Here is a 26,039-nt window from a genome sequence, read left to right on the forward strand (position 1 = left end):
CACGCGCGCGCCTCAGAACGGGAGTTCGCCGGAGGCGGTGACGGCCTGGGCTGCTGGGCGGAGGATCTCGCGGATCTCGTGGGGGTTGGTGAGGGCCGTGTAGGGCGGGGCCGCGAGGGTGTCGGTGCGGTGTTCCAGGGACGCGTGGAAGGTGCGGGCCGTGTCGGTGGCGGTGCCTTCCTCGGTGAGGAAGCCCCTTGCCCGGAGGGTTTCGGTGGCCTGCTGCCAGTCCTCCTCGGAGTGGCCGCGGCTCTCGCGGTACCACTGCTCGGTGCCCTCGCGGACGGCCATCGCGAGGCGGTTGGCCTCGACGCCGTTCAGGGAGTCGGCGGTGAGCAGGGCGACGTGGCCGTCGCCGCGGTGCTCGCGCAGGGCGCTCGTCGCCTGCCAGAGGCGGGCGACGGGGTCGGCCGGGGCCGGCAGGTCGCGGTTCGCGGCGAACAGCGCGCGGCCCGTCGGGTCGGCCGCCGCGACGACGGTCTCCAGCGGCGCCGTGACCGCCTCGGCGATCTTCTCGATGTCGGGGACGAGACGGCGCAGCGCCGCCGCCACCCCCGCCCAGCGGGCCGTCAGGACGTCCTGCGGCGACGCGAACGACCACGCGTCGGGCAGGGCGCGGTACACCAGCCGGGCGTTGAAGCTGTGGAACAGCGCCTCGACCGTGCCCGGGCCCGCCGCGCCGAGCGGCGCCGCGCGCCCGGCGAAGTAGCCCATCCAGTAGCCGCGCAGGCCCGCCTCCTTGTACGCCGCGCGGCTCTCCGGGGAGAAGTAGGTGACGACGCTCAGCGGCTCGATCACCGTGTACATGTCGCGTGCGAAGACCTCGTCCATCCCGGCATTCTGCACCCTGGCCGCGTCCTCACAGCTCCCGGGGTAGGCCCGACGCCGCCAGCTCCAGCGCGTCGTCCGCGCCGCGCAGCGCAGCCAGCACGACCGGGGGCGTCGCGGCGTGCACCGTCGGGTACGTCGTCTCCCCCGCGCCGTCCGCCGGGTACAGGAGCCGGTCGTCGGCGGCGGAGAACTCCACGCCCGTCCGCGCGTCGAGCAGCACCCACCGGTCGTCGGCGAGCACCGCCGTCAGGCCGTGCAGCACCAGGTCGTCGCCGGAGCGGAGCCGCTGGTAGGCCAGGCCCGCCTGGACGCCGCCCGCCCGCAGCAGCGCCACCAGCGCGTGCGACTTGGCGTAGCACAGGCCCGTCCCCGCCTCCAGGACGTCGGACGCGCGCCAGGTGACGCGGCGGTCGCCCGCGTCGACCGAGTGCGTCACCTCGTCGCGGACGTGCTCGAACGCCAGCCGCGCGTACGTCACGTCGTCGCCGGTGCGCAGCCGCGCCGCGATCGTCTGCACGAGCGGGTGGTCGACGTCCACGACGTCGTCGGAGCCGAGGTACTCCCAGGGCTCGGCGTCGAACCGGATCACAGGCCGAGCAGCGATTCGAGCCCCACCGTCAGCGGCTCGGGCAGCCCGCCGACCTCGCGGACGCCGAGCAGCACGCCCGGCATGAACGACGTGCGGTTCATCGAGTCGTGCCGGATGGAGAACAGCTCGCCGTGCCCGCCCAGCAGCACCTCCTGGTGGGCGATCGCGCCCGACAGCCGCACCGCGTGCACGCGGACGCCCTCCACGTCGGTGCCGCGGGCGCCGTCCAGCTCGGAGACGGTCGCGTCCGGCGAGGGCGCCACGCCCTTCTCGGCACGGACCGCCGCGACCAGCTCGGCCGTCCGGTAGGCGGTGCCGGACGGGGCGTCGGCCTTGTTCGGGTGGTGCAGCTCGACGATCTCGACGGACTCGAAGAACGGGGCCGCGCGCTGCGCGAAGTCCATCATCAGGACGGCGCCGATGCCGAAGTTCGGCGCGATGAGCACCTTGGCGCCCGGCGTGGCCGCCAGCCACGACCGCACCTGGTCGGTGCGGGACGGGTCGAACCCGCTCGTCCCGACGACGGCGTGCACGCCGTGCTCGACGCACCAGCGGACGTTGTCCATGACGACGCCCGGGTGGGTGAAGTCCACCGCGACGTCGGCGCCCTTGAGGACGTCGAGGCTGTCGCCGTCGTCGACGGTGGCGACCAGCTCCATGTCGTCGGCGCCCTCGACGGCCCGGCACACCTCGGTGCCCATCCGGCCCTTCGCGCCCAGCACCCCGACCTTGATCACGTTCGTTCCTCCTGGCCTGCCCGTCCCGGAGGTCGAAGACTACCGGTCCGCTCAGTCGTCGGCGACGAGCAGGTTCAGCAGCCAGCTCACCACCGAGACGATCAGCGCGCCCCAGAACGCGGGCCAGAACCACTCGACGTGGAACGGCAGCCGCAGCGCGTTGGCCAGGCCGCTCGTCAGCACGAGCAGCGCCGCGTTGACCACGAGCGCGAACAGGCCGAGCGTCAGCACGTAGAACGCGCAGCCGAACGCCTGGATCAGCGGCTTGAGGAACGCGTTGACGAGCCCGAAGATCACGGCGACCGCGAGCAGCGTCAGCACCTGGCGGCCGGTGGACGCGGCCGTGACGTCCACGCCGTCCACCAGGGCCGTCGCCGCCCACAGCGCGATCGCCGACACGGCGACCCGGATGAGGAACTTCATGATCATCCCTTCCCCGGGAACGGGTCAAGGGACGCCGATCAAAGCGTGAAAGCGCCGTCCTCGACGGGACCGATGACGGTGAGCGCCTGCGGGCGGGTCAGCACGTCGGCGGCGACCGCCGCGACGTCGTCCAGCGTGACCGCGTCGATGCGGGCGATGACCTCGTCCACCGGGAGCAGCGTCTCGTAGACCAGCTCGCTCTTGCCGATCCGGCTCATCCGCGACCCGGTGTCCTCCAGGCCGAGCACCATCCCGCCGCGCGCCTGGCCCTTGCCCCGCTCCAGCTCCTCGGCGGTGAGCCCGTTCGCCGCGACCTCCGCGACGCCGTCCCGGCACAGCGACAGCACCTCGTCGGCCTTGCCCGGCTGGCAGCCCGCGTAGACGCCGAACACGCCCGTGTCCGCGTACTGCGCCGTGTAGCTGTACACCGAGTACGCCAGGCCGCGCTTCTCCCGGATCTCCTGGAACAGCCGCGACGACATGCCGCCGCCCAGCGCGGCGTTCAGCACGCCCAGCGCGAACCGGCGCTCGTCCGTGCGGGCCAGGCCCGCGCCGCCGAGCACGATGTGCGCCTGCTCGGTGTCCTTGTCGAGGACCACCGTCGTCGGGGACACCGCGACCGGGTCGCCGCCCAGGCGGGGCGGCGCCGGCGGCGGGCCGGACGGGTCCAGGTGGGGCGCGAACGCGTCCGCGACGAGCCGCACGACCGTGTCGTGGTCGAGGTTGCCCGCCGCCGACACCACCAGGTTCGACGGGACGTAGTGCCGCCGGTAGTAGGCGTGCACGGCGTCGCGCGACAGCGCGTTGATCGAGTCGATCGTGCCGAGGATCGGGCGGCCGATCGGGACGTCGCCGTACAGCGCGGTGGAGAACTCGTCGTGGATGAGGTCGCCCGGGTCGTCGTCGCGCATGTGGATCTCTTCGAGGATCACGCCGCGCTCGGCGTCCACGTCCTCGGGACGGTTCAGCGACGCCGCCACCATGTCGGCGACGACGTCGACCGCCAGCGGCAGGTCGGCGTCGAGCACCCGCGCGTAGTAGCAGGTGTACTCCTTGGCGGTGAACGCGTTGAGGTCGCCGCCGACCGCGTCGATCGCCGCGCTGATCTCCAGCGCGGACCGGCGCGGCGTCCCCTTGAACAGGACGTGCTCCAGGAAGTGGCTGGCGCCCGCGTCCGCCGGGGTCTCGTCGCGCGACCCGACGTTCGCCCAGATCCCGAACGCCGCCGACCGCACCCCCGGGATCTCCTCGGTGATGACGCGCAGCCCGCCGGGCAGCACCGTGCGCCGGACGACGCCGGAGCCGTCCGCGCCGGGGTGGAGGATCAGGGTGGAGCCGGGCTCCTGCGCCCGCGCCGACAGCGTCACGGAACTCTCGCAATCTGGTGTTCGACGGGAGAAACGGGCCGACCGGCCCGCCCCGGAAAAGGGACGGACCGGTCGTGTGACGCAGAGCGTCAGGAGTTGCGTGTGCCGCCCTCGTCGCGGGGGCTGCGGCTGCGACGACGGCGCGGAGCGCCGCCGCGTCCGCCGTCACCGTCGCCGGAGTCGGCGGCGTCGGCCTGGCCCTCCGGGGCGTCGCCGCCCTCGGCCTTGGCGGCGGCCTCGCGCTCGACGACCTCGACCGGGACCAGCGACAGCTTGCCGCGCTGGTCGATCTCGGTCACCTCGACCTGGACCTTCTCACCGACCTTGATGACGTCCTCGACGTTCTCGATCCGCGCGCCGCCGTGCAGCTTGCGGATCTGCGAGACGTGCAGCAGGCCGTCCTTGCCGGGCAGCAGCGACACGAACGCGCCGAACGTCGTCGTCTTCACGACGGTGCCGAGGAACCGCTCCCCGACCTCGGGCATGTGCGGGTTGGCGATCGCGTTGATCGCCTGCCGCGCCGCCTCGGCGGACGGGCCGTCGGTCGCGCCGACGTAGATGGTGCCGTCGTCCTCGATCGAGATGTCCGCGCCGGTGTCGTCCTGGATCGAGTTGATCATCTTGCCCTTCGGGCCGATGACCTCACCGATCTTGTCCACCGGGACCTTGATCGTGATGATGCGCGGCGCGAACGGGCTCATCTCGGCGGGCGCCTCGATGGCCTCGTTCATGACGTCCAGGATCGCCAGCCGGGCGCCCTTGGCCTGCTTCAGCGCGGCCGTCAGCACCGAGGCGGGGATGCCGTCGAGCTTGGTGTCGAGCTGGAGCGCGGTGATGAGGTCACGGGTGCCGGCGACCTTGAAGTCCATGTCGCCGAACGCGTCCTCGGCGCCGAGGATGTCGGTCAGCGTGACGTACTCGCCGCCCTCGTGGATGAGGCCCATCGCGATGCCCGCGACCATCTGCCGCAGCGGGACGCCCGCGTCGAGCAGCGCCATCGTGGACGCGCAGACCGAGCCCATCGACGTCGAGCCGTTGGAGCCCAGCGCCTCGGAGACCTGCCGGATCGCGTACGGGAACTCCTCGCGCGCCGGCAGCACCGGGATCAGGGCGCGCTCGGCGAGCGCGCCGTGCCCGATCTCGCGCCGCTTCGGCGAACCCACGCGGCCGGTCTCACCGGTCGAGTAAGGCGGGAAGTTGTAGTTGTGCATGTACCGCTTGGTCTTGTCCGGGTTGAGCGTGTCGATCGTCTGCTCCATGCGGAGCATGTTCAGCGTCGTGACGCCGAGGATCTGGGTCTCACCACGCTCGAAGATCGCCGAGCCGTGCACGCGCGGCAGCACGTGGGCCTCGGCGGTGAGCTGCCGGATGTCCTTGACGCCGCGGCCGTCCATGCGCAGGCCGTCGCGGACGACGCGCTCGCGGATCAGCTTCTTGGTGACGGCGCGGTAGGCGGCGGAGATCTCCTTCTCCCGGCCCTCGAAGTCGGCGGCGAGCCACTCGACGGCGCCGGCCTTGATCTCGTCCAGGCGGGACTCGCGGTCCTGCTTGCCGGGGATCGTCAGCGCCTCGGCCAGCTCCTTGGAGACGGCGGCGGTGACGGCGTCCAGGACGTCCTGCTCGTAGTCCAGGAAGATCGGGTACTCACCGGTCTCCTTGGCGGCCTCGGCGGCCAGCGCGGCCTGCGCCTGGCAGAGCACCTTGATGAACGGCTTGGCGGCGTCCAGGCCCTGCGCGACCGTCTCCTCGGTGGGGGCGGTGCCGCCCTCGCCGACGAGCTTGATCGTGTCCTTGGTGGACTCGGCCTCGACCATCATGATCGCGACGTCGCCGTCCTCCAGGGTGCGGCCCGCGACGACCATGTCGAACGTGGCGCGCTCCAGCTCGGAGTGGCGCGGGAACGCGACCCACTGGCCGTCGATCAGCGCGACGCGCACGCCGCCGATCGGACCCGAGAAGGGCAGCCCGGCGAGCTGCGTGGACAGCGACGCGGCGTTGATCGCGACGACGTCGTACAGGTCGTCGGGGTGCAGCGACATGATCGTGCCGACGACCTGGATCTCGTTGCGCAGGCCCTTGACGAACGAGGGGCGCAGCGGGCGGTCGATCAGCCGGCAGGTGAGGATGGCGTCCTCGGAGGGACGGCCCTCGCGGCGGAAGAACGAGCCGGGGATGCGCCCGGCGGCGTACATCCGCTCCTCGATGTCGACGGTGAGCGGGAAGAAGTCCAGGTTGTCCTTGGGCTTCTTGGACGCGGTGGTGGCCGACAGCACCATCGTCTCGTCGTCCAGGTAGGCGACGGCCGAACCGGCCGCCTGACGGGCCAGACGGCCCGTCTCGAAGCGGATCGTGCGGGTGCCGAAGGACCCGTTGTCGATCACGGCTTCGGTGCTCATGGCGCCTTCGATGCGCGGAGCTTCTGTCACGGAGGACCTCCAGGTCTGGAATGGTCCCCGCGGCCGTTACCCGTGGCTTTTCACGCAGTGCCGGTCTTCGATCGAAGCATACGGATCGCTCCTCGATCCGGACGCCACTACCGAGGACCGGCCGCACCAACGGTGTCCGCGGGGTAATAAGCGTTGTTCTGTTCAGTTGTGGCCGGTAGACCGGTGTGAGGGGCGCGGCCCCGTGCGGGCCGCGCCCCTCACCGTGTCAGCGGCGCAGGCCGAGGCGCTCGATGAGCGCCCGGTAGCGGTTGATGTCCTTGTTGGACAGGTACTTCAGGAGGCGGCGACGACGGCCGACCAGCAGCAGGAGGCCGCGGCGGCTGTGGTGGTCGTGCTTGTGCTCCTTGAGGTGCTCGGTCAGATCGTTGATCCGCCGGGTGAGCAGCGCGACCTGGACTTCCGGGGAGCCGGTGTCACCCTCAGTGGTCGCGTACTCTTCGATGATCTTGTTCTTGGTGGCGGTGTCGAGCGACACGTGGCTCCTTCAGTGGGATCGTCACCCGCAGATCACGGCCGCCTGGCCAGAGGAATCCGCATGATGCGTTGTGGAAGTGACGTGCCGCATGAGGGTGCAGCACGTCAGAACCGGGCTCTTACCCGGCGACTATTCACCGTACCACGCCTGAAAGCCCCCGCGTTACGGGGCACCACCCACCGTGACCGGCGGGTCAGCGGATCAGCGGGTCAGGTCGCGGGCACGGTCCACGTCGTTGTTCATCGCCTCGACGAGCGCCTCGACCGAGTCGAACTTGAGCGTGTCGCGGATGCGAGCGAGGAAGTCGACGGCCATGTGCTCGCCGTAAAGGTCGAGGTCGTCGCGGTCCAGCGCGTACGCCTCGACGGTGCGCTCCCCCGCGCCCTCGAACGTCGGGTTCGTGCCGATGGAGATGGCGGCGGGCCAGCGGGCGTCCGGATAGCGCTCGGAGTCGCAGACGAGCCAGCCCGCGTAGACGCCGTCGGCCGGGATCGCCGTGTGCGGGACCGTCTCCAGGTTCGCCGTCGGGAAGCCGAGCGCGCGCCCGCGCTGGTGGCCGCGCACGACGACGCCCTCCACCCGGTGCGGACGGCCCAGCGCCTCGGCGGCGGCCGCGACGTCGCCCGACTCCAGCGCGCCCCGGATCGACGTCGAGGAGATCGTGCCGCCGTTGGCGACCAGCGGCACGCCCTCGGCGGTGAAGTCGTACTTCTCCCCCAGCTCGCGCAGCAGCGGGACGTCGCCCTTGGCCTTGTGCCCGAACCGGAAGTCCTCACCGACGATCACGTGCGCGGCGTGCAGCCGCTCGACCAGGACGGACCGGACGAACTCGTCCGGCGGGACCTGCGACAGCTCCAGCGTGAACGGCACCACGGCCACCGCGTCGGTGCCGAGACCCTCCAGCAGCTCGATGCGGCGCCGCGTGGACGCCAGCAACGGCGGATGCGTGCCGGGGCGCACCACCTCGTCGGGGTGCGGGTCGAACGTGATCACGACCGAGCGCAGCCCCCGCTCGCGGGCCTCGTCGGCCGCCGCGCGCACGATGCGCTCGTGGCCGCGGTGCACCCCGTCGAACACCCCGATGGTGACGACCGACCTGCCCCAGTCGGCGGGAACCTCGTCGAGGCCGTGCCAGCGCCGCACCATGTACTCCCTGCGTCCGACTGCCCGAATGTGCAGCACGAGTCTAAATGCCGCGCCTCCGCGCGGCGGGGCCAGGGGGCGGTCACCCCGCGAAGACGGCGAGCGGCTTGGCGCCGCGGCCCTGCTCCTCGACGAGCGCGAGCAGTTCGCCGTCCGGCCCGAAGACGCCGACCGGGCCAGGCCCGAGGCCGAGGGCGGTGAGGCGGCCGCCGTGCACGACCTTGCGGGCGTCGTCGGCGTCCACGTCGCGGCGCGGGAAGGCGGCGGCGACGGCGGCGCCGATCGGCAGCACGGCCAGGTCCTCGGCGTGCCGCTCCAGCGTGCGGGCGGCGTCGAGGCCGTAGGGGCCGACGCGGGTGCGGCGCAGCGCCGTGAGGTGGCCGCCGCAGCCGAGGGAGGCGCCCAGGTCGCGGGCCAGGGCGCGGATGTAGGTGCCGGACGAGCACGTGATCGACGCGTCCACGTCGAGGACGTCGCCGTCGCGGCGCACGCCGGTGACCGCGAACTCCGGCACCGTGACGGGCCGCGCCTTCAGCGCGACCTCCTCCCCCGCGCGCGCCTTCTTGTACGCCCGCTCGCCGTTCACCTTGATCGCGCTGACCTGCGGCGGAACCTGCTGGATCGTGCCGGTGAGGGCCGCGATGCCCTCGGCCAGCGCGGCGTCGGTGACCGCCGCCGCCGACGCCGTCGCGGTGACCTCGCCCTCGGCGTCGTCGGTGTTGGTGGACGCGCCGAGCCGGATCGTGGCGTCGTAGCCCTTCTCCGTCAGCGCCAGATGGCCGAGCAGCCGCGTCGCCTTGCCGACGCCGACGACGAGCACGCCCGTCGCCATCGGGTCCAGCGTGCCCGCGTGCCCGACCTTGCGGGTGCGCGCCAGGCGGCGCATCCGCGCCACGACGTCGTGCGACGTCCAGCCGCTCGCCTTGTCCACGATCACCAGGCCGGATTCGGCCGGTCCGTCGGTCACGTCACGCTCTCCGCGGGGTCGGTGGTGCCGAGCGGGCGCAGTGCCGCGCGCAGCCCGTCGATGAGGTCCTCCGGGTCGCCGGAGGCGGTGTAGGCGGCGGCGTCGCGGTGCCCGCCGCCGCCGAGGGCGGAGCAGGCGGAGCCCACGTCCACGCGGCCCTTGGCCCGCGTGGACACGTACCACTCGCCCGCGTCGGTCTCCTTGAGGACGACCGCGACCTCCGCCTCGTCGGTGCGGCGGAGCTGGTCGATGACGCCTTCGAGTTGGTCGAACGGGACGTCCCGGGCGGCGCGGTCGGCGAGGGCGATCGTCGTCCAGACCAGGCCCAGCCCGCCGGCGGCGTCCCGCTCCAGCCGGGCGCGGGCCAGCGCCCCCGCGAGCACCTGGAGGTACCCGAACGGGGCACGGTCCCACAGCTCGCGGCTGACCGTCTCCGGCCGGACGCCGACCTCCAGCAGCCGCCCCGCCAGATCGTGCACCTGCGGGGTCGTGCACGGGTACTTGAACGAGCCGGTGTCGCTCGCCAGCCCCGCGTACAGGCCCTCGGCGATGTCGTGGGTGAGCGGCGCGCCGAGGCGGCGGATCAGCTCGTCCACCAGGACGGCCGTCGCGGCGGCGCCCGGATCGACCAGGCGGACCGTGCCGAAGTCGCTGCCGGTCGCGTGGTGGTCGACGACGATCAGCTCGGCCGCCGACGTCGCCGGGCCCGCCAGCGACCCCAGCCGCTCCGGCCCCGCCGAGTCGAGCGCGATCATGAGCTGCGGCGCCGAGGGCACCGTCGCCGGATCGGCCAGCAGCTCCTGACCGGGCAGGAAGCGCAGGCTCGCCGGGATCACGAACGGCTCGCCGAACGACGCCACGCAGCGCTTGCCCAGCCCGCGCAGCGCCTGGGTGAGCGCCAGCATCGAGCCGAGCGCGTCGCCGTCGGGGACGACGTGGCACGCCAGGCAGATCTCGTCGGCCGCGTCGATCACCCGCAGCGCACGCTCCCAGTCCAGACCGGGCCGCCACGGCCCGTCCGCCGGGCGCCGCCGCGCCGGCCCGCCGCCCCCGGGCACGCCCGGGGCGGCGGCGCGGACGACCGTGCAGGACGCCACCGGCCCCCGCATCAGGACCGGCGTCCCGCGGGGCCGTCCGCCGATCCCCCGCCGCTCGTGCCGGTGTCCTCGGCGGACGCCTCGTCGTCCTCGTCGTCCTCGTCGTCGGTGCGGTACGGGTTGGCGTCGCCGGCGGGCTTGGCGTCCCTGGCGGCCGCCGCGACCTCCGCGTCCCGCTCCCGCGCCTTGGCGAGCAGCTCGTTGATGTGCTCGGCGTTCTCCATGAGCGCGTCGAGCACGAAGGTGATGCTCGGCGTGTGCCGCACGCCCGTCTGCTTGCCGACCTCCGACCGGATGACGCCCTTGGCGCTCTCCAGCGCCGCCGCGGACTCCGCCCGCTCCTTCTCCGACCCGTACACCGTGTAGTAGACGGTGGCGTCGCGCAGGTCGTTGGTGATGCGGGTGTCGGTCACGGTCACGAAGCCGAGCCGGGGGTCCTTGATCCGGCGCTCCAGCATCTCGGCGACGATCTGCTGGATGCGGTCGGCGAGCTTGCGCGCCCGCGCTGCGTCCACCATGAGCGCACTCCCTTTCTGGTCGGGCGAGGAGGTCAGTCCTCGTCGGTGTAGAGCCGCCGCCGCGCGGACAGCAGCTCGATCTCCGGGCGACCGGCCACGAGGCGCTCACATCGGTCCAGCACCTGCTCGCAGTTGGCCGCCGTGGCCGAGACCACCGCGATGCCGAGTTCCGCGCGGCGGTGCAGGTCGTTGTCCCCCGTCTCCGCGACCGCTACCCCGGGGAAGTGCTTGCGCACCTCCGCGACGACCGGACGCACCACCGAGCGCTTCTGCTTCAGCGACCGTACGTCGCCGAGCAGCAGGTCGAGTGTCAGCGCACCCACGTACACCTGGCCGATCACCTCGTGTTTCTCTTCGTTGGAACGACGGCGCGGACGCCGCGTGTTCCCGGGCCCGGGTCGCGCGCGCCGGGCCGGGGGGTACCGGGAATGCGGCGACGCCAGGCGTTGACGATCTACCTGGCGTCGCATGTGCGTTGACCGGAACGGGCGGCCTGCGCGCAGACCGCCCGTCCCCGTGCGTCAGATGCGGGGCTTCTCCCGCATCTCGAAGCACTCGATGACATCACCGAGCTTGATGTCGTTGTAGCCGACGCCGATACCGCACTCGAAGCCCTCGCGGACCTCGGTGGCGTCGTCCTTGAAGCGGCGCAGCGAGGACACCGTGAGGTTGTCCGACACCACGACGCCGTCGCGGACGAGGCGCGCCTTGGCGTTGCGCTGGATGATGCCCGAGGTGACCATCGAACCGGCGATGTTGCCGATGCGCGGCACCTTGAAGACCTCGCGGACCTCGGCGGTGCCGAGCTGCGCCTCTTCGAACTCCGGCTTGAGCATGCCCTTGAGGGCCGCCTCGACCTCTTCGATCGCCTGGTAGATGACCGAGTAGTACCGGATGTCGACGCCTTCGCGGTCGGCCAGTTCCTGCGCGTTGCGCTCGGGCCGGACGTTGAAGCCGATGATGACCGCGCCCTCGGACGCCAGCGACAGGTTGACGTCGTCCTGCGTGATCGCACCGACACCGCGCCGGATGACCCGCAGGCTGACCTCGTCGCCCACGTCGATCTTGAGGAGCGAGTCTTCCAGGGCCTCCACCGAACCGGACACGTCGCCCTTGAGGATGAGCAGCAGCTCGTCCCGCTCGCCGCGCTCCAGGTCCTTGAAGAGCTCCTCCAGCGAGCTGCTCTTGCGGCTGCGCAGGAGTTCGGCGTTGCGCTTGCGCGCGGTGCGCTTGTCGGCGATCTGCCGGGCGACGCGGTCGTCGTCGACGACCAGGAAGTTGTCGCCGGCACCCGGAACGGCCGTCAGGCCGAGGACCAGCACCGGACGCGACGGCCCGGCCTCCTCGACGTTGTTGCCGTTCTCGTCGAGCATCGCCCGGACGCGGCCGTAGGCCACGCCGCAGACGATGGAGTCACCGACGCGCAGCGTGCCGCGCTGGACCAGCACGGTCGCCACGGCGCCGCGGCCCTTGTCGAGGTGCGCCTCGATCGCGGAGCCCTGGGCGGGCATGTCCGGGTTGGCGGACAGTTCCAGCTCGGCGTCCGCCGTGAGGACGATGGACTCCAGCAGGCCGTCGATGTTGATCAGCTCGCGGGCCGACACGTCGACGAACTGCGTGGTGCCGCCGAACTCCTCGGCGACCAGGCCGTACTCGGTGAGCTGGGCCCGGACGCGCTGCGGGTCGGCGCCCTCCTTGTCGATCTTGTTGACCGCCACGACGATCGGCACGCCGGCCGCCGTCGCGTGGTCGATCGCCTCGGTGGTCTGCGGCTTGACGCCGTCGTCGGCCGCGACCACCAGCACCACCAGGTCGGTGGTGTCGGCACCGCGGGCACGCATGGCGGTGAACGCCTCGTGACCCGGGGTGTCGATGAAGGTGATCTTGCGGTCTTCACCGTCGACGACGGTCTCGACCTGGTAGGCGCCGATGTGCTGGGTGATGCCGCCGGCCTCGCCCGCGACCACGTTCGCCGACCGGATGGCGTCCAGCAGCTTGGTCTTACCGTGGTCGACGTGACCCATGACGGTCACCACCGGCGGACGGGGCTGGAGGTTCTCCTCGCCGCCCTCGTCCTCGCCGTACTCGATGTCGAAGGACTCCAGCAGCGCGCGGTCCTCGTCCTCGGGCGAGACGATCTGGACGTCGAAGTCCAGCTCGACGCCGAGGAGTTCGAGGTCCTCGTTGGAGACCGACTGCGTGGCGGTCACCATCTTGCCGAGGTGCATCATGATCGCGACGAGCGACGCGGGGTTCGCGTTGATCTTCTCCGCGAAGTCGGTCAGCGTCGCGCCCTGCGGCAGCCGGATGCTCTTGCCGTTGCCGCGGGGCGCCGAAACGCCACCGGCCGCGGGCGCCTGCATCTGGTCGAACTCTTGACGCCGCTGCTTCTTGCTCTTGCGACCGCGCGTGGGACGTCCGCCGGGACGGCCGAACGCACCCTGCGTGCCGCCGCGACCGCGACCGCCGCCACCGGGACGGGGGCCGAAGCCGCCGGGACGACCGCCACCGCCGGCGCGCGGTGCGCCGAAGCCACCGCCGCCGCCACCGGGACGACCGCCGCCACCCGGGCGACCGCCGCCGCCACCGGGACGGCCACCGCCACCGGGACGGCCGCCACCGCCGGGCCCGCCGCGCCCGGGGGCGCCGGCCGGCCGCGAGGACGGCATGTTCATCGGGCTCGGACGTGGACCGCCGCCACCCGCCGGACGCGGGGGCATGCCGCCCGGGCTCGGGCGGGGACCGCCCGGACGCGGGCCACCGGCACCGGGGCCGCCCGGGCCGCGGCCACCGGCCGGACGCGGGCCGCCGGCGCGGTCGTCGCGCCGGTCGCCGCCGGGACGGTCGCCACCGGGCGCGGGACGCGGCCCGGGGCGCGGACCCGGCTTGGGCGCCTGGCCCATGCCGGTGTTGGTCGAGCTGAACGGGTTGTTGCCCGGACGCGGGGCGCCGCCGCCACGGCCGCGCTCGGGGCGCGGCCCGGGACGCGGGCCCGGCTTGGGCGAACGCGGACCCGGCTTGCCGGCCGCCGGAGCACTGGCGGACGGACCGGCCTGCGCGGCCGGGGCCTCCTGGCCGCCCTGCGGGGCGGCGGGGGCGTCCTCGCGCGGAGCCGCCGGGGCCGGCGGGGCGCTGTCGGCCGCCGGAGCGGCCGGGGTGCCCGGCGCGGGCGGGACCGGACCCGGGCGCGGGCCCGGACGCGGACCGGCACCGGGGCCGGGACGCGCGGCGGGCGGACCCGCCGGACGCGGCGCCGCCGGCTTGGGCGGCGCGGGACGGGCGCCCTGCTCGCCGGGCGGACCCGGACGGGGCGCGGACGGGCGGGGCCCGGCGCCCTGCGGACGCTTGGCCCCCGGCTTCCCGCCGGACTTGCCGGAGGAACCGTTGTTGAACGCTTCGGTCAGTCTGCGGACGACCGGCGCCTCGATCGTGGAGGACGCCGAACGGACGAACTCGCCCATCTCCTGGAGCTTGGCCATGACGACCTTGCTCTCGACGCCGAACTCTTTGGCGAGTTCGTATACCCGGACCTTGGCCACTGCACTCCCTACTCGGTCCGGGGGTGCGGCCACCGGACCGTCGTTAACTTGCCGTACTCATCGCGGCGTGCTCATCGAGCGCTCATAGCAATCTCGACCTGCTTCCGACTAGACGTCGCGGACCAGCCCCGCGGGTGCGGGGTACATACCGTTTCGGCCATCCTGCTGCCGCGCGGCGATCACCGCAAGCCGATCTTGCACCGCGGCGGCGTCGAGCGGCCCGGCCAGGCGGAAGGCCCGGGGGAACGCGCGACGGCGCTCGGCGAGTGCGAGACAGGCCGGATCGGGGTGCAGATGCGCACCCCGGCCCGGCAGCCGCCCGGCCGGATCGGGGACGATGACGCCCTCGACCACCACCAGGCGCAGCAGTTCGGACTTGGCCGTGCGAACCCGGCAGCCCACGCAGGTGCGCTGCGGGACCGCCCGGTCACGTTCTTGAAGTCTACCGCGCCGCGGCGTCGGCGGGACCTGTCGCATGCTCTCCTGGCTTACTCGGTGCCGTTCGCCCCGGTTTCGGCGGGTGCGTCGGCGCCGGTCGCGGGGGTCTCCCCGGCGGGCGGCTCGGGCTTCTCGGTGTCGGACCGGATGTCGATCCGCCAGCCGGTGAGCCGCGCCGCGAGCCGGGCGTTCTGCCCTTCCTTGCCGATGGCGAGGGAGAGCTGGTAGTCGGGGACGATCACGCGGGCGACCCGCGCCTCGGCGTCCACCACCTCGACGGCCGAGACCCGCGCCGGCGACAGCGCGTTGCCGACCAGCTCGGCGGGCTCGTCCGACCAGTCGACGATGTCGATCTTCTCACCGTGCAGCTCGGCCATCACGTTGCGGACGCGGCTGCCCAGCGGGCCGATGCAGGCGCCCTTGGCGTTGACGCCCGGCTTGCGCGAGCGGACGGCGATCTTGGTGCGGTGCCCGGCCTCGCGGGCGATGGCCGCGATCTCCACCGTGCCGTCGGCGATCTCGGGGACCTCCAGGGCGAACAGCTTGCGGACCAGGTTCGGGTGCGTGCGCGAGAGCTGCACCGACGGGCCGCGGTGGCCCTTGCGGACCTGCACCACGTAGGCGCGCAGCCGCTCGCCGTGCTGGTAGCGCTCGCCCGGCACCTGCTCCTGCGGCTGGAGCACCGCCTCGATCTTGCCGAGGTCGACCAGGACGCTGCGGGGGTCGTTGCCCTGCTGGATCACGCCGGAGACGATGTCGCCCTCGCGGCCCGCGTACTCGCCGAACGTCAGCTCGTCCTCGGCGTCGCGCAGGCGTTGCAGGATGACCTGCTTGGCGGTCGTCGCCGCGATGCGCCCGAACCCCGTCGGGGTGTCGTCGTACTCGCGGCCCGGCTCGCCCTCCTCGTCGACCTCGGTCGCCCACACGGTGACGTGCCCGGTGGCGCGGTCCAGCTCGACGCGGGCGCGCTGGGCGGCGCCCTCGGTGCGGTGGTAGGCGATCAGCAGCGCGTCCTCGATGGCCTTGACGGCCACGTCGAGCGAGATGTCCTTCTCGCTCTCCAGTACGCGCAGCGCGCTCATGTCGATGTCCACGGTGTCCCCCCTTATTCCTGGCCGGCCGAGGACGGCGCGGGGTCGTCCGCGCGGCGGAACTCGACCTGCACGCGACCGCGGCCGATCTCGGTGAAGTCGAAGCGGCGGCGCGCGGGCCTGCCCGGCGCCTTGCCCTTGCCCTTGGTGACGACGTCGAGCGCGACGCCCGCGTCGTCGGCCTCGATCACGCGGCCCTCCACCTGCCCGCCCGCCGTCAGCGGCGCGACGACCATGCGGCCGGTCGCGCGGCGCCAGTGGCGGGGCTCGGTGAGGGGGCGGTCGACGCCGGGCGAGGTGACCTCCAGGACGTAGGGCGCGGTGCCCATCACGTCCGAGGCGTCCAGGACGTCGGAGGCGGCCCGGCTGATCTCGGCGACGTCGTCGAGGGCGACGCCGTCGTCGCCGTCGATCACGATCTTGACGAGGCGGCGGCGGCCCGCGGGGCGGACGTCCACCTCCTCCAGGTCGAGGCCGGTGGCCTCGACGGCGGGGGCGAGCAGGCGGGTGATCTCGGCGGCCGTGGCGTCACGGCCGCCGCGCGGTGTGCCCCGCTGAGCGCGGTCACCGCCGGACTCGGCGCTCATGGGACCTCCTTGTGCGACCGGTCGCGCGCATGCGGGACCGGTGGTGCTGTACGGCACGAACTGTGTACCCACAGGGTATCGACAGCCGGGGACCGGGACGGCCGATCGGAGCGCCCGGCGGCGTGCCGGGTGTGGAATGCTGGGACCGGCCGGCGCGAGGCCGCGTCACCCGTGAACCGCCTGGTGAGGAACACCCGTGCCCCTTCCGCTTCTTCCCGTCTCGCGGCGGGCCGTGCTGGGCGCCGCCGTCGCGGCGGTGCCGCTGGCCGGGGGCTGCGCGGACGAGGCTCCGGCGCGGTCGGCCGCCGCGCACGCGCAGCTTCCGGTGCTGCTCGGCGCCATCGCCGCCGAGCAGCGGCTCGTCGGCCTGTACGAGGCGGCCGGGGGCGGCGACCTCACGCCCGCGCTCACCGCGCACGTCGGCGCGGCGCTGGCGCACCACCGCGAGCACCTGGCCGCGCTGCGGCGGCTGTACGTGCCCGGGTCGGGACGGCGGGCGGAGGAGGGCGGCGCGATGCCGGTCCCCGTCACGCAGCAGGTGCCCGCCGGGCGGGCCGAGCTGGTGCGGGCGCTGCGCGAGGCGGAGGCGGGCGCCGCGCGGGCGCGGCTCGCCGAGGTCGCCCGCACGTCGCCGGGGCTGGCGCAGGTGCTGGCGTCCATCGGCGCCTGCGAGGCCGGGCACGCGGCGGTCCTCGCAGCGGAGGCACCGGCGTGAGCACGCGCGCGCTGGCCGAGGCGCTGAAGGCCGAGCACGCGGCCGTCCACGGGTACGGCGTCGTCGGGGCGCGGCTGCGCCCGCCGTCGCAGCGGACGGCGATGGACGGATGGAACGCGCACCGCGCCGCCCGCGACGCCCTGGCCGCCCGGCTGGCCGCGGCGGGCGCGCCGGTGCCCGCCGCCGCGCCGGTCTACCGGCTGCCGGTGGAGGTCACCTCGGCCCGCACGGCGGCCGGGCTGGCGGCGGCGCTGGAGGACGACGTCGTCCGCGCCTATGCGGGTCTGGCGGGCTCGCCGGACGCCGGGCTCCGCACCCTCGCCGCCCGCACCATGCAGGAGGCCGCCACGCGGGCCGTCGAGTGGCGCCGCCGCGCGGGCGCCCCGGCCGCCGCTCCGGCGTTCCCCGGTCTTCCCGCCGGGGCGCTGGCGCCCAAGCCGCAGCCGGGCGACGCCTGATCCCGGCCGGTCCTGCTCCATTGCGAAGATCGTTCCTGTTCAGCAAGATGGTCATGCCCGAATGGTCTCTTTCGCGAGGACGGCACGATGCGCGTGACGATCGCAGGCGGCGGCATCGGCGGGCTCGCGACCGCGCTGAGCCTGCACGCCGCCGGGATCACCGACGTGGTGGTGCACGAGGCGGTCCCGTCGATCCGGCCGCTCGGCGTCGGGATCAACCTGCTCCCGCACGCCGTCCGGGAACTGACCGAGATCGGGCTGGCCGGGCCGCTGGCGGGCATCGGCGTCCCGACCGCCGAACTCGCCTACTTCAACGCGTTCGGGCAGGAGATCTGGGCCGAGCCGCGCGGGCTCGACGCGGGCTACCACTGGCCGCAGTACTCGGTGCCGCGCGGCGCGCTCCAGATGCTGCTGCTGGAGGCCGTCGTCGACCGGCTGGGGGCGGGCGCGGTCCGCACGTCCTCGCCCGTGCGCGGGGCCGGGCACGACGGCGACCTGCTGATCGCCGCCGACGGCATCCGCTCGACGGTCCGCGCCGCGCTGTACCCGGACGAGGGGCCGCCGCCGTGGAACGGTCTCGTGCTGTGGCGCGGGACGACGCGGGGCCGCCCCTTCCGCACCGGCCGGTCGATGATCATGGCCGGGGACGGGGAGCAGAAGTTCGTCGCCTACCCGATCAGCGCGCCGGACCGGAACGGCGACGTGCTGATCAACTGGATCGCCGAGCGGCCCGCCGAGGAGGCGGCGTCGCGCGGCGACTGGAACCGGCGGGTCGACCCGGCGACGTTCCTGCCGCACTTCGCGGACTGGCGGTTCGACTGGCTCGACGTCCCCGGCGTCATCGAGGCGGCGGGCGAGGTGTTCGAGTACCCGATGGTGGACCGCGACCCGCTCCCCCGCTGGACGTTCGGCGACGTCACGCTGCTCGGCGACGCCGCGCACGCCATGTACCCGATCGGGTCGAACGGCGCGTCGCAGGCCATCCTGGACGCGCGGGTGCTGGCGCACGCGCTCGCGACCGGGCGCGGCGCCGAGGCGTACGAGGCCGAGCGGCGCCCGCCGACGACGGCGATCGCGCTGGCGAACCGCAAGATGGGCCCGGAGGTCGTGATGCGGCTGGCGCGGGAGCGCGCGCCGGAGGGCTTCACCGACGTCGACGCCGTGATCCCGCTCGCCGAGCGCACCGAGATCGCCGCCGCCTACAAGAAGACGGCCGGGTTCGATCCGGCGCTGCTGAACGAGCGGGCGTCGTGGTCGGTCTGAGTCTGGAGCCGCTGGCGACGTTCCGCGTCCGGCTCGACCCGATGCTGCGGCTCGGGGACACCCCGCGCGGCGATCGGCGGATCGTCCCGATCGTCGGCGGGACGGTCGAGGGGGCGCGGCTGCGCGGCGAGATCCTGCCCGGCGGCGCCGACTGGCAGCTCGTCCACGCCGACGGCACGGCCTCGATCGACACGCGCTCGACCGTCCGCACCCACGACGGCGCGCTGCTCTACCTGCGCACCGAGGGCGTCCGGCACGGCCCGCCCGAGGTCCTGGAACGACTCGCCGCCGGGGAGGACGTCGACCCGGCGACGTACTACTTCCGGCTGTTCGTCCACTTCGAGACGAGCGCACCCGCCTACGCCTGGCTCGGCCGCACCCTGACCGTCGCCACCGCCCGCCGCGACCCCTCGGCCGTCGTATACGAGGCGGCGACCCTCGCCTAGCCGCCGGTCTCAGGCGTCCTCGACCTCGACGCCGAACGCGGTCGCGAGCCCGGCGAGGCCGTGGTCGAACCCCTGCCCGACCGCGCGCAGCCGCCACACCGGCCCGCGCCGGTAGACCTCGGCGAGGAGCAGGGCGCGCTCACTGGTGGCCGCGTCCAGCGTCGCCTCGGCGTGCGGCGCCGCCGCCGCGCCGGGCGCGACGACGACGCGGACCGCGCCCAGACCGCCGAACGTACCGCCGTCCACGGCGGCCGCGACCGTGACCGTCCGGACGTCGGCGGGCAGCGCCGCGAGGTCGAGCGCGACGGACTGCTCGGCCGGCCCGTCGACGACGAGCCGCACGGCGCCGTCGGGGCCCTCGGGCGCGCCGTAGAAGACGAAGTCGTCGTCCCCGGCGACCCTTCCGGCGCCGTCGAGCGCGAACGCGACGACGTCCACCTCGCACCCGTCGCGAGCCTCCCAGGACGCGGACAGCGTCCAGCGCCCGTCGTCGGGAAGATCGATCACCGCGCCCCGCACCAGCACCACCGGCGCACCGACCCCGCCCACGTCGCGCTCGGGCGACGGTTCCGGTCGTGGGCCGCGCGGAACGTCGCCGCGCGCGGGCGACGGTCGTGGGGTGCGCGGGTCGTCGGCGGGGCGGGTGAGCCAGTTCTCGGTGTGTACGGGCAGGTCGAGGGCTTGGACGCGAGGGAAGCGGCGGTCCTCGCGGCCGCCGCGCAGCGCGACGACGTCGGTGACGCTCGCCGACAGGTTCACGGCCGCCGCGCCGCCCAGCTCCGCCACCCGCGCCCGCGCACCGGCGGCCTCCGCGTGCGTCCCTCCGAGCACGAGCACACGCCGCCCGCCCAGCGGCCCCGCGGCCCGCCCGCGCACCGGGGCGATCGCGCGGCGCGGCGCCGGAACGTCGACCCCCGCCTCCTTGAGCGCGCCCGGCCGCACGTCGGCGAGCAGCCGCAGAAACTCGGCCTCCCCGAGCACCGGCACCCCCTCGTCCACCGCCCGCCGAGCCTTCGCGAACCCACCAGCACCATGCCCGACGACCAGAGCACTCGTCCGCCCACTCACCGCCTGCATCATGTCGAGCCCGGCCGCCGACCCCGCCGCGCACAGCTCCGGCCGCGGCAGCGCGGTCTCGCCGGTGACGGCGACCTTCATTCCCTGCACGAGCGGCCCGCCGGGAACGTAGCGGCCGGGGCCGCGGTACGGGCAGTGCACCTTGGGGATGGGCGGCGCGTACCGGGGGCCCGGCGGCGCGCAGGGCACGACCGGCAGGTCGAGGCCGAGGCGACCGGCCTCGCGCAGCGAGTACCGGAAGATCCCGGCGAGTGCCCGCGCGTCGGCGAGGGCGTCGTGGGCGCGGTCGTGGGCGACGCCGTAGTGGGCGGCCAGCGTGCCGAGCCGCAGGTCGGGGGTCGGCGGGGCGAGCCGCCGGTGCAGCGCGAGCGTGCAGAGCCGTTCGGCGACCGGCCAGTTCGTCCCCGCGCGGGCGAACTCCTGCGCGAGGAACCCGTGGTCGAAGTGCGCGTTGTGCGCGACCAGCACCCGCCCGGCGAGCAGTTCCGCCACCCGCCCCGCGACCTGCTCGAACCGGGGCGCGCCCCGCAGGCGCGCGGGCGTCAGCCCGTGGATGTGCACCGGCCCGGGATCGCAGCCGGGATCGAGCAGCGTCGCGTACTCGCCCTGCGGCGTCCCGTCCGCCGCCGCCGTCACCACGGCCACCGACAGCACCCGGTGCTGCGCCGCTCGCAGCCCGGAGGTCTCCACGTCCACGATCGCCCACGCCCGCTCGTTCCGCATACCGCCAAGCGAAACACCTGCCACGTCGCCCCATGGGCGATACGCACCGCGACGGCCGGATGCGGACGGTCACATTCTCGTCACGACGCCGCACGGCGCAGGCGCACGCCCGGGCAGGTCACCGAGATCCGGCGACGCGGCGATCCCGTCAGATCTCGTCGTGGAGGATCGCCAGGAGGTGGGTCAGGACGGATGGGTCGGCGGAGAGGGCGTTGTGGGCGTGGGTGCTGGTGATCCAGGGGCGGAGGTCGCGGATGGTGGCGGCGGTGCGGAGGGAGGCTTCGCGGTCGACGTACATGTCGTCGTGGTAGATGGCGGCGGCGACCGGGACGGTGTTGGTGGCGAGGACGTCCTCGTCGTAGAGGGCGGGCCAGTCGGTGCGGGCCGCGAGGAGGCCCGCGGCGGTGCGGAGGGGGCGCAGGGCCGGGTCCTCGGTGAAGTGCCAGGGGTAGATCATCTCGCCGGTGAAGCGGACGGGGCCGTCGGTGAGCGCGAAGGCGGGGAACTCGTCGCGGACGCGGTGCGCGGCCCAGTCCGTCGCCGCGCCCTGGGCGTAGATGGCCTCGTGCAGGACGGCGTAGAGCGGGTGCGGCGCGAACGAGACCGCCGCCTGGACGCCCGTCAGGAACGTGTCCGACAGCTCCCGGCCGCAGAACGCCTCCTCCAGCAGGTAGTGCAGCGTGTCGAACTGCGCCGACGACCCGAACGCCAGGCCGAGGGTCTGGAAGCGGTGCGGGGTGAGGCGCTCCCCCGTCGGGAGGCGTTCGTCGGCGACGGCCAGGTGGCTCGCGACGCGGGCCGCGAGCGCCTCGTCGCCGGGATACCGGGCGAAGTAGCGCTCGTTGTGCGCCAGGACGCGCGGGTACGCCGCCCGGTACACCTCGTCGGCGGTGGCCGTCAGGCTCGGCAGGCCGCCGGTGATGATCGCCTCGCGCATCCCCTCGGGCGCGATCGACAGATAGGTGACGGCGCAGAACCCGCCGAAGCTCTGCCCGAGCACCGTCCACGGCCGGTCACCGGCGACGCGGCGGCGCAGCACCTCGGCGTCGCGGACGATCGCGTCGGCGCGGAAGTGCGCCAGGTAGTCCGCCGCGCGCGCCGGGTCGGCCGGGAGCGTCCGCCGGTTCGCGGGCGTGCTGCGTCCCGTGCCGCGCTGGTCCAGCAGCAGCACCCGGTAGTCGCGCAGCGCCCGGTCGAGCCAGGCCGCCGCCGACGCGCCCGGCCGGGGCGCCCGGTGCCCCGGCCCGCCCTGGAGGTACAGCAGCCACGGCAGGTCGTCGCGGGCGCGGGCCGGTGCGACGACCTCGCGGGCGTAGACCTCGATCGTGGCGCCGTCCGGGCGCGCGTGGTCGAGCGGCACCGTGACGACGTGGTCGGTGCAGACGTATCCGGGGCGGCGGAAGGTGACCATGTCTCCACTATCGCGCCGACCTGCGCGAAGACGGTCACCGGCCCCCGCGTCGGCCGGACCAGCGGTCGATGTGCGGCAGGAGCTCGTCGAGCCCGCCGATGACGGCGTCGGGCGGCGTCGCGTCCCACGCGGGGACGGTGCTGTTCGGGACGAGGACGCCGCGCATCCCGGCGGACTTGGCGCCGTGGATGTCGTCGTAGGGCCGGTCTCCGACGAAGACCGCCGTGGCGGGGTCGGTCGCGCCGACGGCGGCGAGCGCGGCCCGGAACGCCTCGCGGTGCGGCTTGGTGTAGGGGATCTCGCTGCTGTAGACGGCGCCGTCGAGCAGGTCGAGGACGCCGTCGCGGGCGAAGATCCGCTCGTGCCAGTCGCGCGACCAGATCGTGTTGGACAGGACGCCGACGCGGATGCCGCGCCCGCGCAGTTCGGCGAGCAGCCCGGGGACGGCGGGGTCGATGTAGGTGTGCGGCGTCCAGGCGTCGAACTTGGCGGCCAGCAGCGCCTCGGTGGGTTCGACTCCGGCGAGGGCGAACACCTCGTCGAGGGTGCCGCTGCGGTGCTCGTCGCGGCAGCGGCGCCACAGTTCCTGTTCCGCGTCCAGCAGCGCGGTGGCGGCGGCCTCGACCCGGTCGGGGTCGAGCCCGGACGCGCAGACGCCGCGCCAGATGTCCCCGAGGTCGATGTCGTGCCAGGGGGTGAGCGTGCCGCCCCAGTCGAAGATGACCGCGTCGATCGCCATGCCCGGAGGGTAACCCCGGACGCGGCCGGGCGCATCTGGCCACCGGGGAGCGGTCGGCCTACGATGTGCCGCGTATCACAGCGGGGGGCGGCGCATGGACCCCTACCATGACCGTCGTATTTCCTACCGGAAAGATAGGTTTACGGCATGCCCCTCCCCCGGGCCCTGGCGGCGGTCTGCGCCGTCGTCCTGGCCGGTGCCCTGCTCGGCGCCCCGCCCGCGTCCGCCGCCCCCGTCCCGGACGGCCCCGGACGCGGCCTGCTCCCCGCTTACCTCGGCGCGCCCGCGACGCCGAGGCCGCTGCCGGGCACGCCCGTCCCGGCCAACCCGTACCAGGGGCCGGTCGGCTGGTCGTCGATGCACGCCGACAGCCACGCCAGCGACACCTACCCGTTCCTCGGCCCGCTGGGACGGAACCCGTCGGTGGTGTCGGAGGCCAAGGGCGGCGGCCTGCCCGGCCTGTGCTCGACCGTCACGTTCGCCCGCCGGACGGGACTGATCGTCGCCCAGTGCACGCGGGGCCAGGAGTTCACGCTGCGCCTCATCGACCCGGCGACGCTCAAGGACCTGGCGACGTTCCCGCTCCCGCCGCGCCCCTCGACCGTCCAGGCCGTGTTCGGGCTGGACCTGGACAAGGTCCTCACCGACACCTCCGGCGGCGCCTACTACTACCTCGACCCGCAGGACCGCGCCGTCGTCGCCGACGCGGCGTTCCACGTGCGGCGCTTCGCGCATGAGCGGGGCCCGGACGGCGCCTGGCGGTTCCGCGTCACCGACGACTGGGACCTGCGCGGCTACCTCCCGCACGCCTGCCCGACGTGGACGAACCCGTGGCCGAAGGGCGAGTGCGACCCGATCACCGCCGTCGGCCCGGACTGGACCGGCCTCATCTGGTGGATCACCAAGCGCGGCCGGATAGGCACGATCGAACCCGCCACCGGCCGGATCAAGGCGATCCGGCTCGACGGCGAGGGCGTCCAGAACTCGTTCGCGGCGGCGCGCAGCGGGGTGTCGATCGTCTCCGACCACGCCCTCTACCAGCTCCGCGCGGCGCCCGACGGCACCCCGGCGATCCTGTGGCGGCGGCCCTACGACCGGGGCTCGGGCCGCAAGGTCGGCCAGCTCGACCAGGGTTCGGGCACGACGCCGACGTTCTTCGGCGACGGCCTCGTGGCGATCACCGACAACGCCGACGACCGGATGCACGTGCTCGTCCACCGCGCGAGCGACGGGCGCGAGGTCTGCCGGGTGCCGGTGTTCGCGTCGGGGCGGAGCGCCACGGACAACTCGCTCATCGGCTACGGGAACAGCCTGTTCGTGGAGAACAACCACGGCTACCGGAACTTCTTCGAGCTGCCGCCGGGCGGTTCGTCCACCGGCGGCGTGAGCCGGGTGGACGTCCGCGCGGACGGCTGCCGCGTCGCGTGGACGAGCGCCGAGCGCTCGCCGTCCACGGTGGCCAAGGCGTCGGTCCCGGCCGGGCTGGTCTACCTGTACACCAAGGAGCCGCGCCGCGACCTGATCGACGCCTGGTACCTCACGGCCGTGGACGCGCACACGGGCCGGACGGTGTTCAAGGTCCTCACCGGGACGGGCAAGTGGTTCGACAACAACTGGGCGCCGATCACGCTCGGCCCGGACGGCACCGCCTACGTGGGCGTTCTCGGCGGGCTCGTCGCCGTCCGGGACCGCCCCTAGCCCGTGACCCGGATCACGCCGCGAATTTTAACCTCGCAAGAGGGAATGGACACCTCGACGTGAAAGTTGCCCCGAAGGGCGGGACCGGAGAGGTGGCCGGACGTGACGGTGGGCGTGGCGCAGGACGCGGCGGTCGCGGTCGTGCCCGCACCGGCGCCGCAGGCCCCGTCGCGCCGCTTCCCGGCCGGGCGCGTGCTGCGCTGGGCCATGGTGCTCGTCGTCGTGGCGCTGCTCCCGTTCGTCTGGAACAAGCTGCCCGACCCCCGCGCGATGTGGAGCGCGGCGACGACCGCGCACCCGGTCTGGCTGACCGTCGTGATCGCGGGCGCGGCGGCGTCGATGGGCATGTTCGCCTGGATCCAGCGGCGGCTGCTGCGGATCGGCGGCGTGCGGATGTCGGGCCGCCGGATGACGGCGATCACGTTCGCGGGCAACGCGCTGTCCACGACGCTTCCGGCGGGTCCGGCGGTCAGCGTCGTCTACACGTTCCAGCAGTTCCGGCGCGGCGGCGCGAACGCCCGCCTGGCCACCGCCGTGATCATCGTCGGCGGGCTCGTGACGAGCGCGGCGTACACGGCGATCGCGCTGGTGGCGCTGCTGGCCGAGCCGCGCGTGCGGCTCGCCGCGCTGGCGGGGCTGGCCGTCCCGGTGGCGCTGGTGCTGGCGGCGTGGCCGCGTCCGGTCCGGCGGCGGCTGGCCGTCCCCGTGCGGGCGGTCCTGGCGCACCGCAGGATCGCGCCCTGGGCCGAGCGGCTGCGCGACGGGCTGGCGATGCTGCGCCCCACGCGCCGTGACTGGGGCGCGCTGGTGCTGTTCGCGGCGCTGAACTGGGTCTTCGACATCCTGGCGCTGTACGCGGCGGTGCGGGCGGTCGGGCTCGACATCTCGCCGGTGACGGCGACGCTGGTGTACTTCGCCGCGCAGGCGGCGGGCTCGATGCTTCCGGTGCTGCCGGGCGGGCTCGGCGCGATCGAGGGCAGCATGGCGGCGGCGCTGGTCGCGCTCGGCGCCGCGCTGACCCCGGCCGCCGCCGCGGTGGCGGTGTACCGGCTGGCGTCGTTCTGGTCGGTCGTCGCGGTCGGGTACCTCGCGTGGCTGGCGCTGCACGACGGCCCGCGCGTTCCGGCGAAGGCGCGGGCGCTGGCGGCCGGCGCGGGCCGGGCCACGTTGGCGGGGCTGCGCACGGCCGCCGCGCAGTCCGCGCCGTGTCCGGTGAGCGAGCCCCACCGCTCCTGATCGTCCGTCCCTCCCTTGTTCGGT

General features: G+C 74.2%; 25 protein-coding genes. 6 read left to right on the forward strand and 19 right to left on the reverse strand.

Annotated features, from left to right (window positions below; genetic code table 11):
* Positions 1–12: 12 nt before the first annotated feature.
* The 16 genes from C229_RS0111080 to rimP form a co-directional block, all read right to left on the reverse strand.
* Positions 13–831, reverse strand: coding sequence for an SCO6745 family protein (locus tag C229_RS0111080; protein WP_018655143.1), 819 nt, complete (start codon positions 829–831; stop codon positions 13–15).
* 28 nt (positions 832–859) lie between these two features.
* Positions 860–1,420 (reverse strand): transglutaminase-like domain-containing protein, encoded by a 561-nt coding sequence (locus C229_RS0111085; protein WP_018655144.1) that lies wholly within the window; start codon positions 1,418–1,420, stop codon positions 860–862.
* Entirely contained in the window at positions 1,417–2,157 is a 741-nt protein-coding gene (dapB, locus tag C229_RS0111090) for a 4-hydroxy-tetrahydrodipicolinate reductase (protein WP_018655145.1), read from the reverse strand. The genes C229_RS0111085 and dapB overlap by 4 nt, the downstream gene beginning before the upstream one ends.
* Positions 2,158–2,208: 51 nt before the next feature.
* On the reverse strand, positions 2,209–2,580 hold the full coding sequence (locus C229_RS0111095; protein WP_026313670.1) for a phage holin family protein: 372 nt from the start codon (positions 2,578–2,580) through the stop codon (positions 2,209–2,211).
* Between the two features lie 38 nt (positions 2,581–2,618).
* Positions 2,619–3,947: a M16 family metallopeptidase gene (locus tag C229_RS0111100; RefSeq protein WP_018655147.1), complete on the reverse strand. Its 1,329-nt coding sequence runs from the start codon at positions 3,945–3,947 to the stop codon at positions 2,619–2,621.
* A gap of 89 nt (positions 3,948–4,036) precedes the next feature.
* Positions 4,037–6,355 (reverse strand): polyribonucleotide nucleotidyltransferase, encoded by a 2,319-nt coding sequence (locus C229_RS0111105; RefSeq protein WP_026313671.1) that lies wholly within the window; start codon positions 6,353–6,355, stop codon positions 4,037–4,039.
* Positions 6,356–6,599: 244 nt separating this feature from the next.
* Entirely contained in the window at positions 6,600–6,869 is a 270-nt protein-coding gene (rpsO, locus tag C229_RS0111110; protein ID WP_018655149.1) for a 30S ribosomal protein S15, read from the reverse strand.
* A gap of 201 nt (positions 6,870–7,070) precedes the next feature.
* The gene (locus C229_RS0111115; RefSeq protein ID WP_026313672.1) at positions 7,071–8,012 is read right to left on the reverse strand and encodes a bifunctional riboflavin kinase/FAD synthetase; all 942 of its coding nucleotides are present in this window, start codon (positions 8,010–8,012) and stop codon (positions 7,071–7,073) included.
* Between the two features lie 82 nt (positions 8,013–8,094).
* A complete protein-coding gene (gene truB / locus C229_RS0111120) occupies positions 8,095–8,979 on the reverse strand; it encodes a tRNA pseudouridine(55) synthase TruB (protein ID WP_018655151.1) in 885 nt (294 codons plus the stop codon).
* Positions 8,976–10,088, reverse strand: coding sequence for a DHH family phosphoesterase (locus tag C229_RS0111125; protein ID WP_018655152.1), 1,113 nt, complete (start codon positions 10,086–10,088; stop codon positions 8,976–8,978). Before C229_RS0111125 ends, truB begins: the two co-directional genes overlap by 4 nt.
* Complete coding sequence (rbfA, locus tag C229_RS0111130; RefSeq protein WP_018655153.1) at positions 10,088–10,594, reverse strand: 30S ribosome-binding factor RbfA; 507 nt, start codon at positions 10,592–10,594, stop codon at positions 10,088–10,090. The genes C229_RS0111125 and rbfA overlap by 1 nt, the downstream gene beginning before the upstream one ends.
* A gap of 32 nt (positions 10,595–10,626) precedes the next feature.
* Entirely contained in the window at positions 10,627–10,935 is a 309-nt protein-coding gene (locus C229_RS0111135; protein WP_018655154.1) for a DUF503 domain-containing protein, read from the reverse strand.
* A 180-nt stretch (positions 10,936–11,115) separates the two neighbouring features.
* A complete protein-coding gene (gene infB / locus C229_RS32775) occupies positions 11,116–14,133 on the reverse strand; it encodes a translation initiation factor IF-2 (protein WP_018655155.1) in 3,018 nt (1,005 codons plus the stop codon).
* Between the two features lie 108 nt (positions 14,134–14,241).
* A complete protein-coding gene (locus C229_RS0111145) occupies positions 14,242–14,610 on the reverse strand; it encodes a YlxR family protein (protein ID WP_081639831.1) in 369 nt (122 codons plus the stop codon).
* Positions 14,611–14,621: 11 nt separating this feature from the next.
* Positions 14,622–15,653 carry a transcription termination factor NusA gene (gene nusA, locus C229_RS0111150; RefSeq protein WP_051108954.1) on the reverse strand — a complete coding sequence of 344 codons (1,032 nt, stop codon included), beginning with the start codon at positions 15,651–15,653 and terminating at the stop codon, positions 14,622–14,624.
* Between the two features lie 23 nt (positions 15,654–15,676).
* Positions 15,677–16,249, reverse strand: coding sequence for a ribosome maturation factor RimP (gene rimP / locus C229_RS0111155; RefSeq protein ID WP_018655158.1), 573 nt, complete (start codon positions 16,247–16,249; stop codon positions 15,677–15,679).
* Between the two features lie 196 nt (positions 16,250–16,445).
* On the opposite strand from rimP, the gene C229_RS0111160 reads away from it, so the two are divergent.
* From C229_RS0111160 to C229_RS34185, 4 genes are all read left to right on the forward strand, one after another.
* Positions 16,446–16,964 (forward strand): hypothetical protein, encoded by a 519-nt coding sequence (locus tag C229_RS0111160; RefSeq protein ID WP_018655159.1) that lies wholly within the window; start codon positions 16,446–16,448, stop codon positions 16,962–16,964.
* A complete protein-coding gene (locus C229_RS0111165) occupies positions 16,961–17,422 on the forward strand; it encodes a DUF4439 domain-containing protein (RefSeq protein ID WP_018655160.1) in 462 nt (153 codons plus the stop codon). Before C229_RS0111160 ends, C229_RS0111165 begins: the two co-directional genes overlap by 4 nt.
* Positions 17,423–17,509: 87 nt before the next feature.
* A complete protein-coding gene (locus tag C229_RS0111170; RefSeq protein ID WP_018655161.1) occupies positions 17,510–18,685 on the forward strand; it encodes a flavin-dependent oxidoreductase in 1,176 nt (391 codons plus the stop codon).
* A complete protein-coding gene (locus C229_RS34185) occupies positions 18,673–19,131 on the forward strand; it encodes a DUF3237 domain-containing protein (protein WP_018655162.1) in 459 nt (152 codons plus the stop codon). Before C229_RS0111170 ends, C229_RS34185 begins: the two co-directional genes overlap by 13 nt.
* A 9-nt stretch (positions 19,132–19,140) precedes the next feature.
* Here C229_RS34185 and C229_RS0111180 read toward each other — a convergent pair whose 3' ends face one another.
* From C229_RS0111180 to C229_RS0111190, 3 genes are all read right to left on the reverse strand, one after another.
* Positions 19,141–20,931 (reverse strand): TerD family protein, encoded by a 1,791-nt coding sequence (locus tag C229_RS0111180; RefSeq protein WP_018655163.1) that lies wholly within the window; start codon positions 20,929–20,931, stop codon positions 19,141–19,143.
* Positions 20,932–21,079: 148 nt separating this feature from the next.
* Complete coding sequence (locus C229_RS0111185) at positions 21,080–22,342, reverse strand: alpha/beta fold hydrolase (RefSeq protein ID WP_018655164.1); 1,263 nt, start codon at positions 22,340–22,342, stop codon at positions 21,080–21,082.
* Between the two features lie 34 nt (positions 22,343–22,376).
* Positions 22,377–23,081 carry an HAD family hydrolase gene (locus tag C229_RS0111190; protein WP_018655165.1) on the reverse strand — a complete coding sequence of 235 codons (705 nt, stop codon included), beginning with the start codon at positions 23,079–23,081 and terminating at the stop codon, positions 22,377–22,379.
* A 147-nt stretch (positions 23,082–23,228) separates the two neighbouring features.
* Here C229_RS0111190 and C229_RS0111195 point away from each other — a divergent pair, with 147 nt between their 5' ends.
* Together C229_RS0111195 and C229_RS32780 are read left to right on the forward strand one after the other, a co-directional pair.
* Positions 23,229–24,779, forward strand: a complete 1,551-nt coding sequence (locus tag C229_RS0111195) for a hypothetical protein (RefSeq protein ID WP_018655166.1) — start codon at positions 23,229–23,231, stop codon at positions 24,777–24,779.
* A gap of 102 nt (positions 24,780–24,881) precedes the next feature.
* Positions 24,882–26,015, forward strand: coding sequence for a lysylphosphatidylglycerol synthase transmembrane domain-containing protein (locus C229_RS32780; protein ID WP_018655167.1), 1,134 nt, complete (start codon positions 24,882–24,884; stop codon positions 26,013–26,015).
* The last annotated feature ends 24 nt before the right edge of the window (positions 26,016–26,039 follow it).

It is taken from the genome of Actinomadura flavalba DSM 45200 (genome assembly GCF_000374305.1).
GTDB lineage: Bacteria > Actinomycetota > Actinomycetes > Streptosporangiales > Streptosporangiaceae > Spirillospora > Spirillospora flavalba.

Bases quoted from the DNA above. Each gene is read 5' to 3' on its own strand.
- C229_RS0111080 (WP_018655143.1), bottom strand. From the start codon at position 831: ATGGACGAGGTCTTCGCACGCGACATGTACACGGTGATCGAGCCGCTG.
- C229_RS0111095 (WP_026313670.1), bottom strand. From the start codon at position 2,580: ATGAAGTTCCTCATCCGGGTCGCCGTGTCGGCGATCGCGCTGTGGGCG.
- C229_RS0111125 (WP_018655152.1), bottom strand. From the start codon at position 10,088: ATGCGGGGGCCGGTGGCGTCCTGCACGGTCGTCCGCGCCGCCGCCCCG.
- rbfA (WP_018655153.1), bottom strand. From the start codon at position 10,594: ATGGTGGACGCAGCGCGGGCGCGCAAGCTCGCCGACCGCATCCAGCAG.
- C229_RS0111145 (WP_081639831.1), bottom strand. From the start codon at position 14,610: ATGCGACAGGTCCCGCCGACGCCGCGGCGCGGTAGACTTCAAGAACGT.
- nusA (WP_051108954.1), bottom strand. From the start codon at position 15,653: ATGAGCGCGCTGCGCGTACTGGAGAGCGAGAAGGACATCTCGCTCGAC.
- rimP (WP_018655158.1), bottom strand. From the start codon at position 16,249: ATGAGCGCCGAGTCCGGCGGTGACCGCGCTCAGCGGGGCACACCGCGC.
- C229_RS0111170 (WP_018655161.1), top strand. From the start codon at position 17,510: ATGCGCGTGACGATCGCAGGCGGCGGCATCGGCGGGCTCGCGACCGCG.
- C229_RS0111180 (WP_018655163.1), bottom strand. From the start codon at position 20,931: ATGCGGAACGAGCGGGCGTGGGCGATCGTGGACGTGGAGACCTCCGGG.
- C229_RS0111185 (WP_018655164.1), bottom strand. From the start codon at position 22,342: ATGGTCACCTTCCGCCGCCCCGGATACGTCTGCACCGACCACGTCGTC.
- C229_RS0111190 (WP_018655165.1), bottom strand. From the start codon at position 23,081: ATGGCGATCGACGCGGTCATCTTCGACTGGGGCGGCACGCTCACCCCC.
- C229_RS0111195 (WP_018655166.1), top strand. From the start codon at position 23,229: ATGCCCCTCCCCCGGGCCCTGGCGGCGGTCTGCGCCGTCGTCCTGGCC.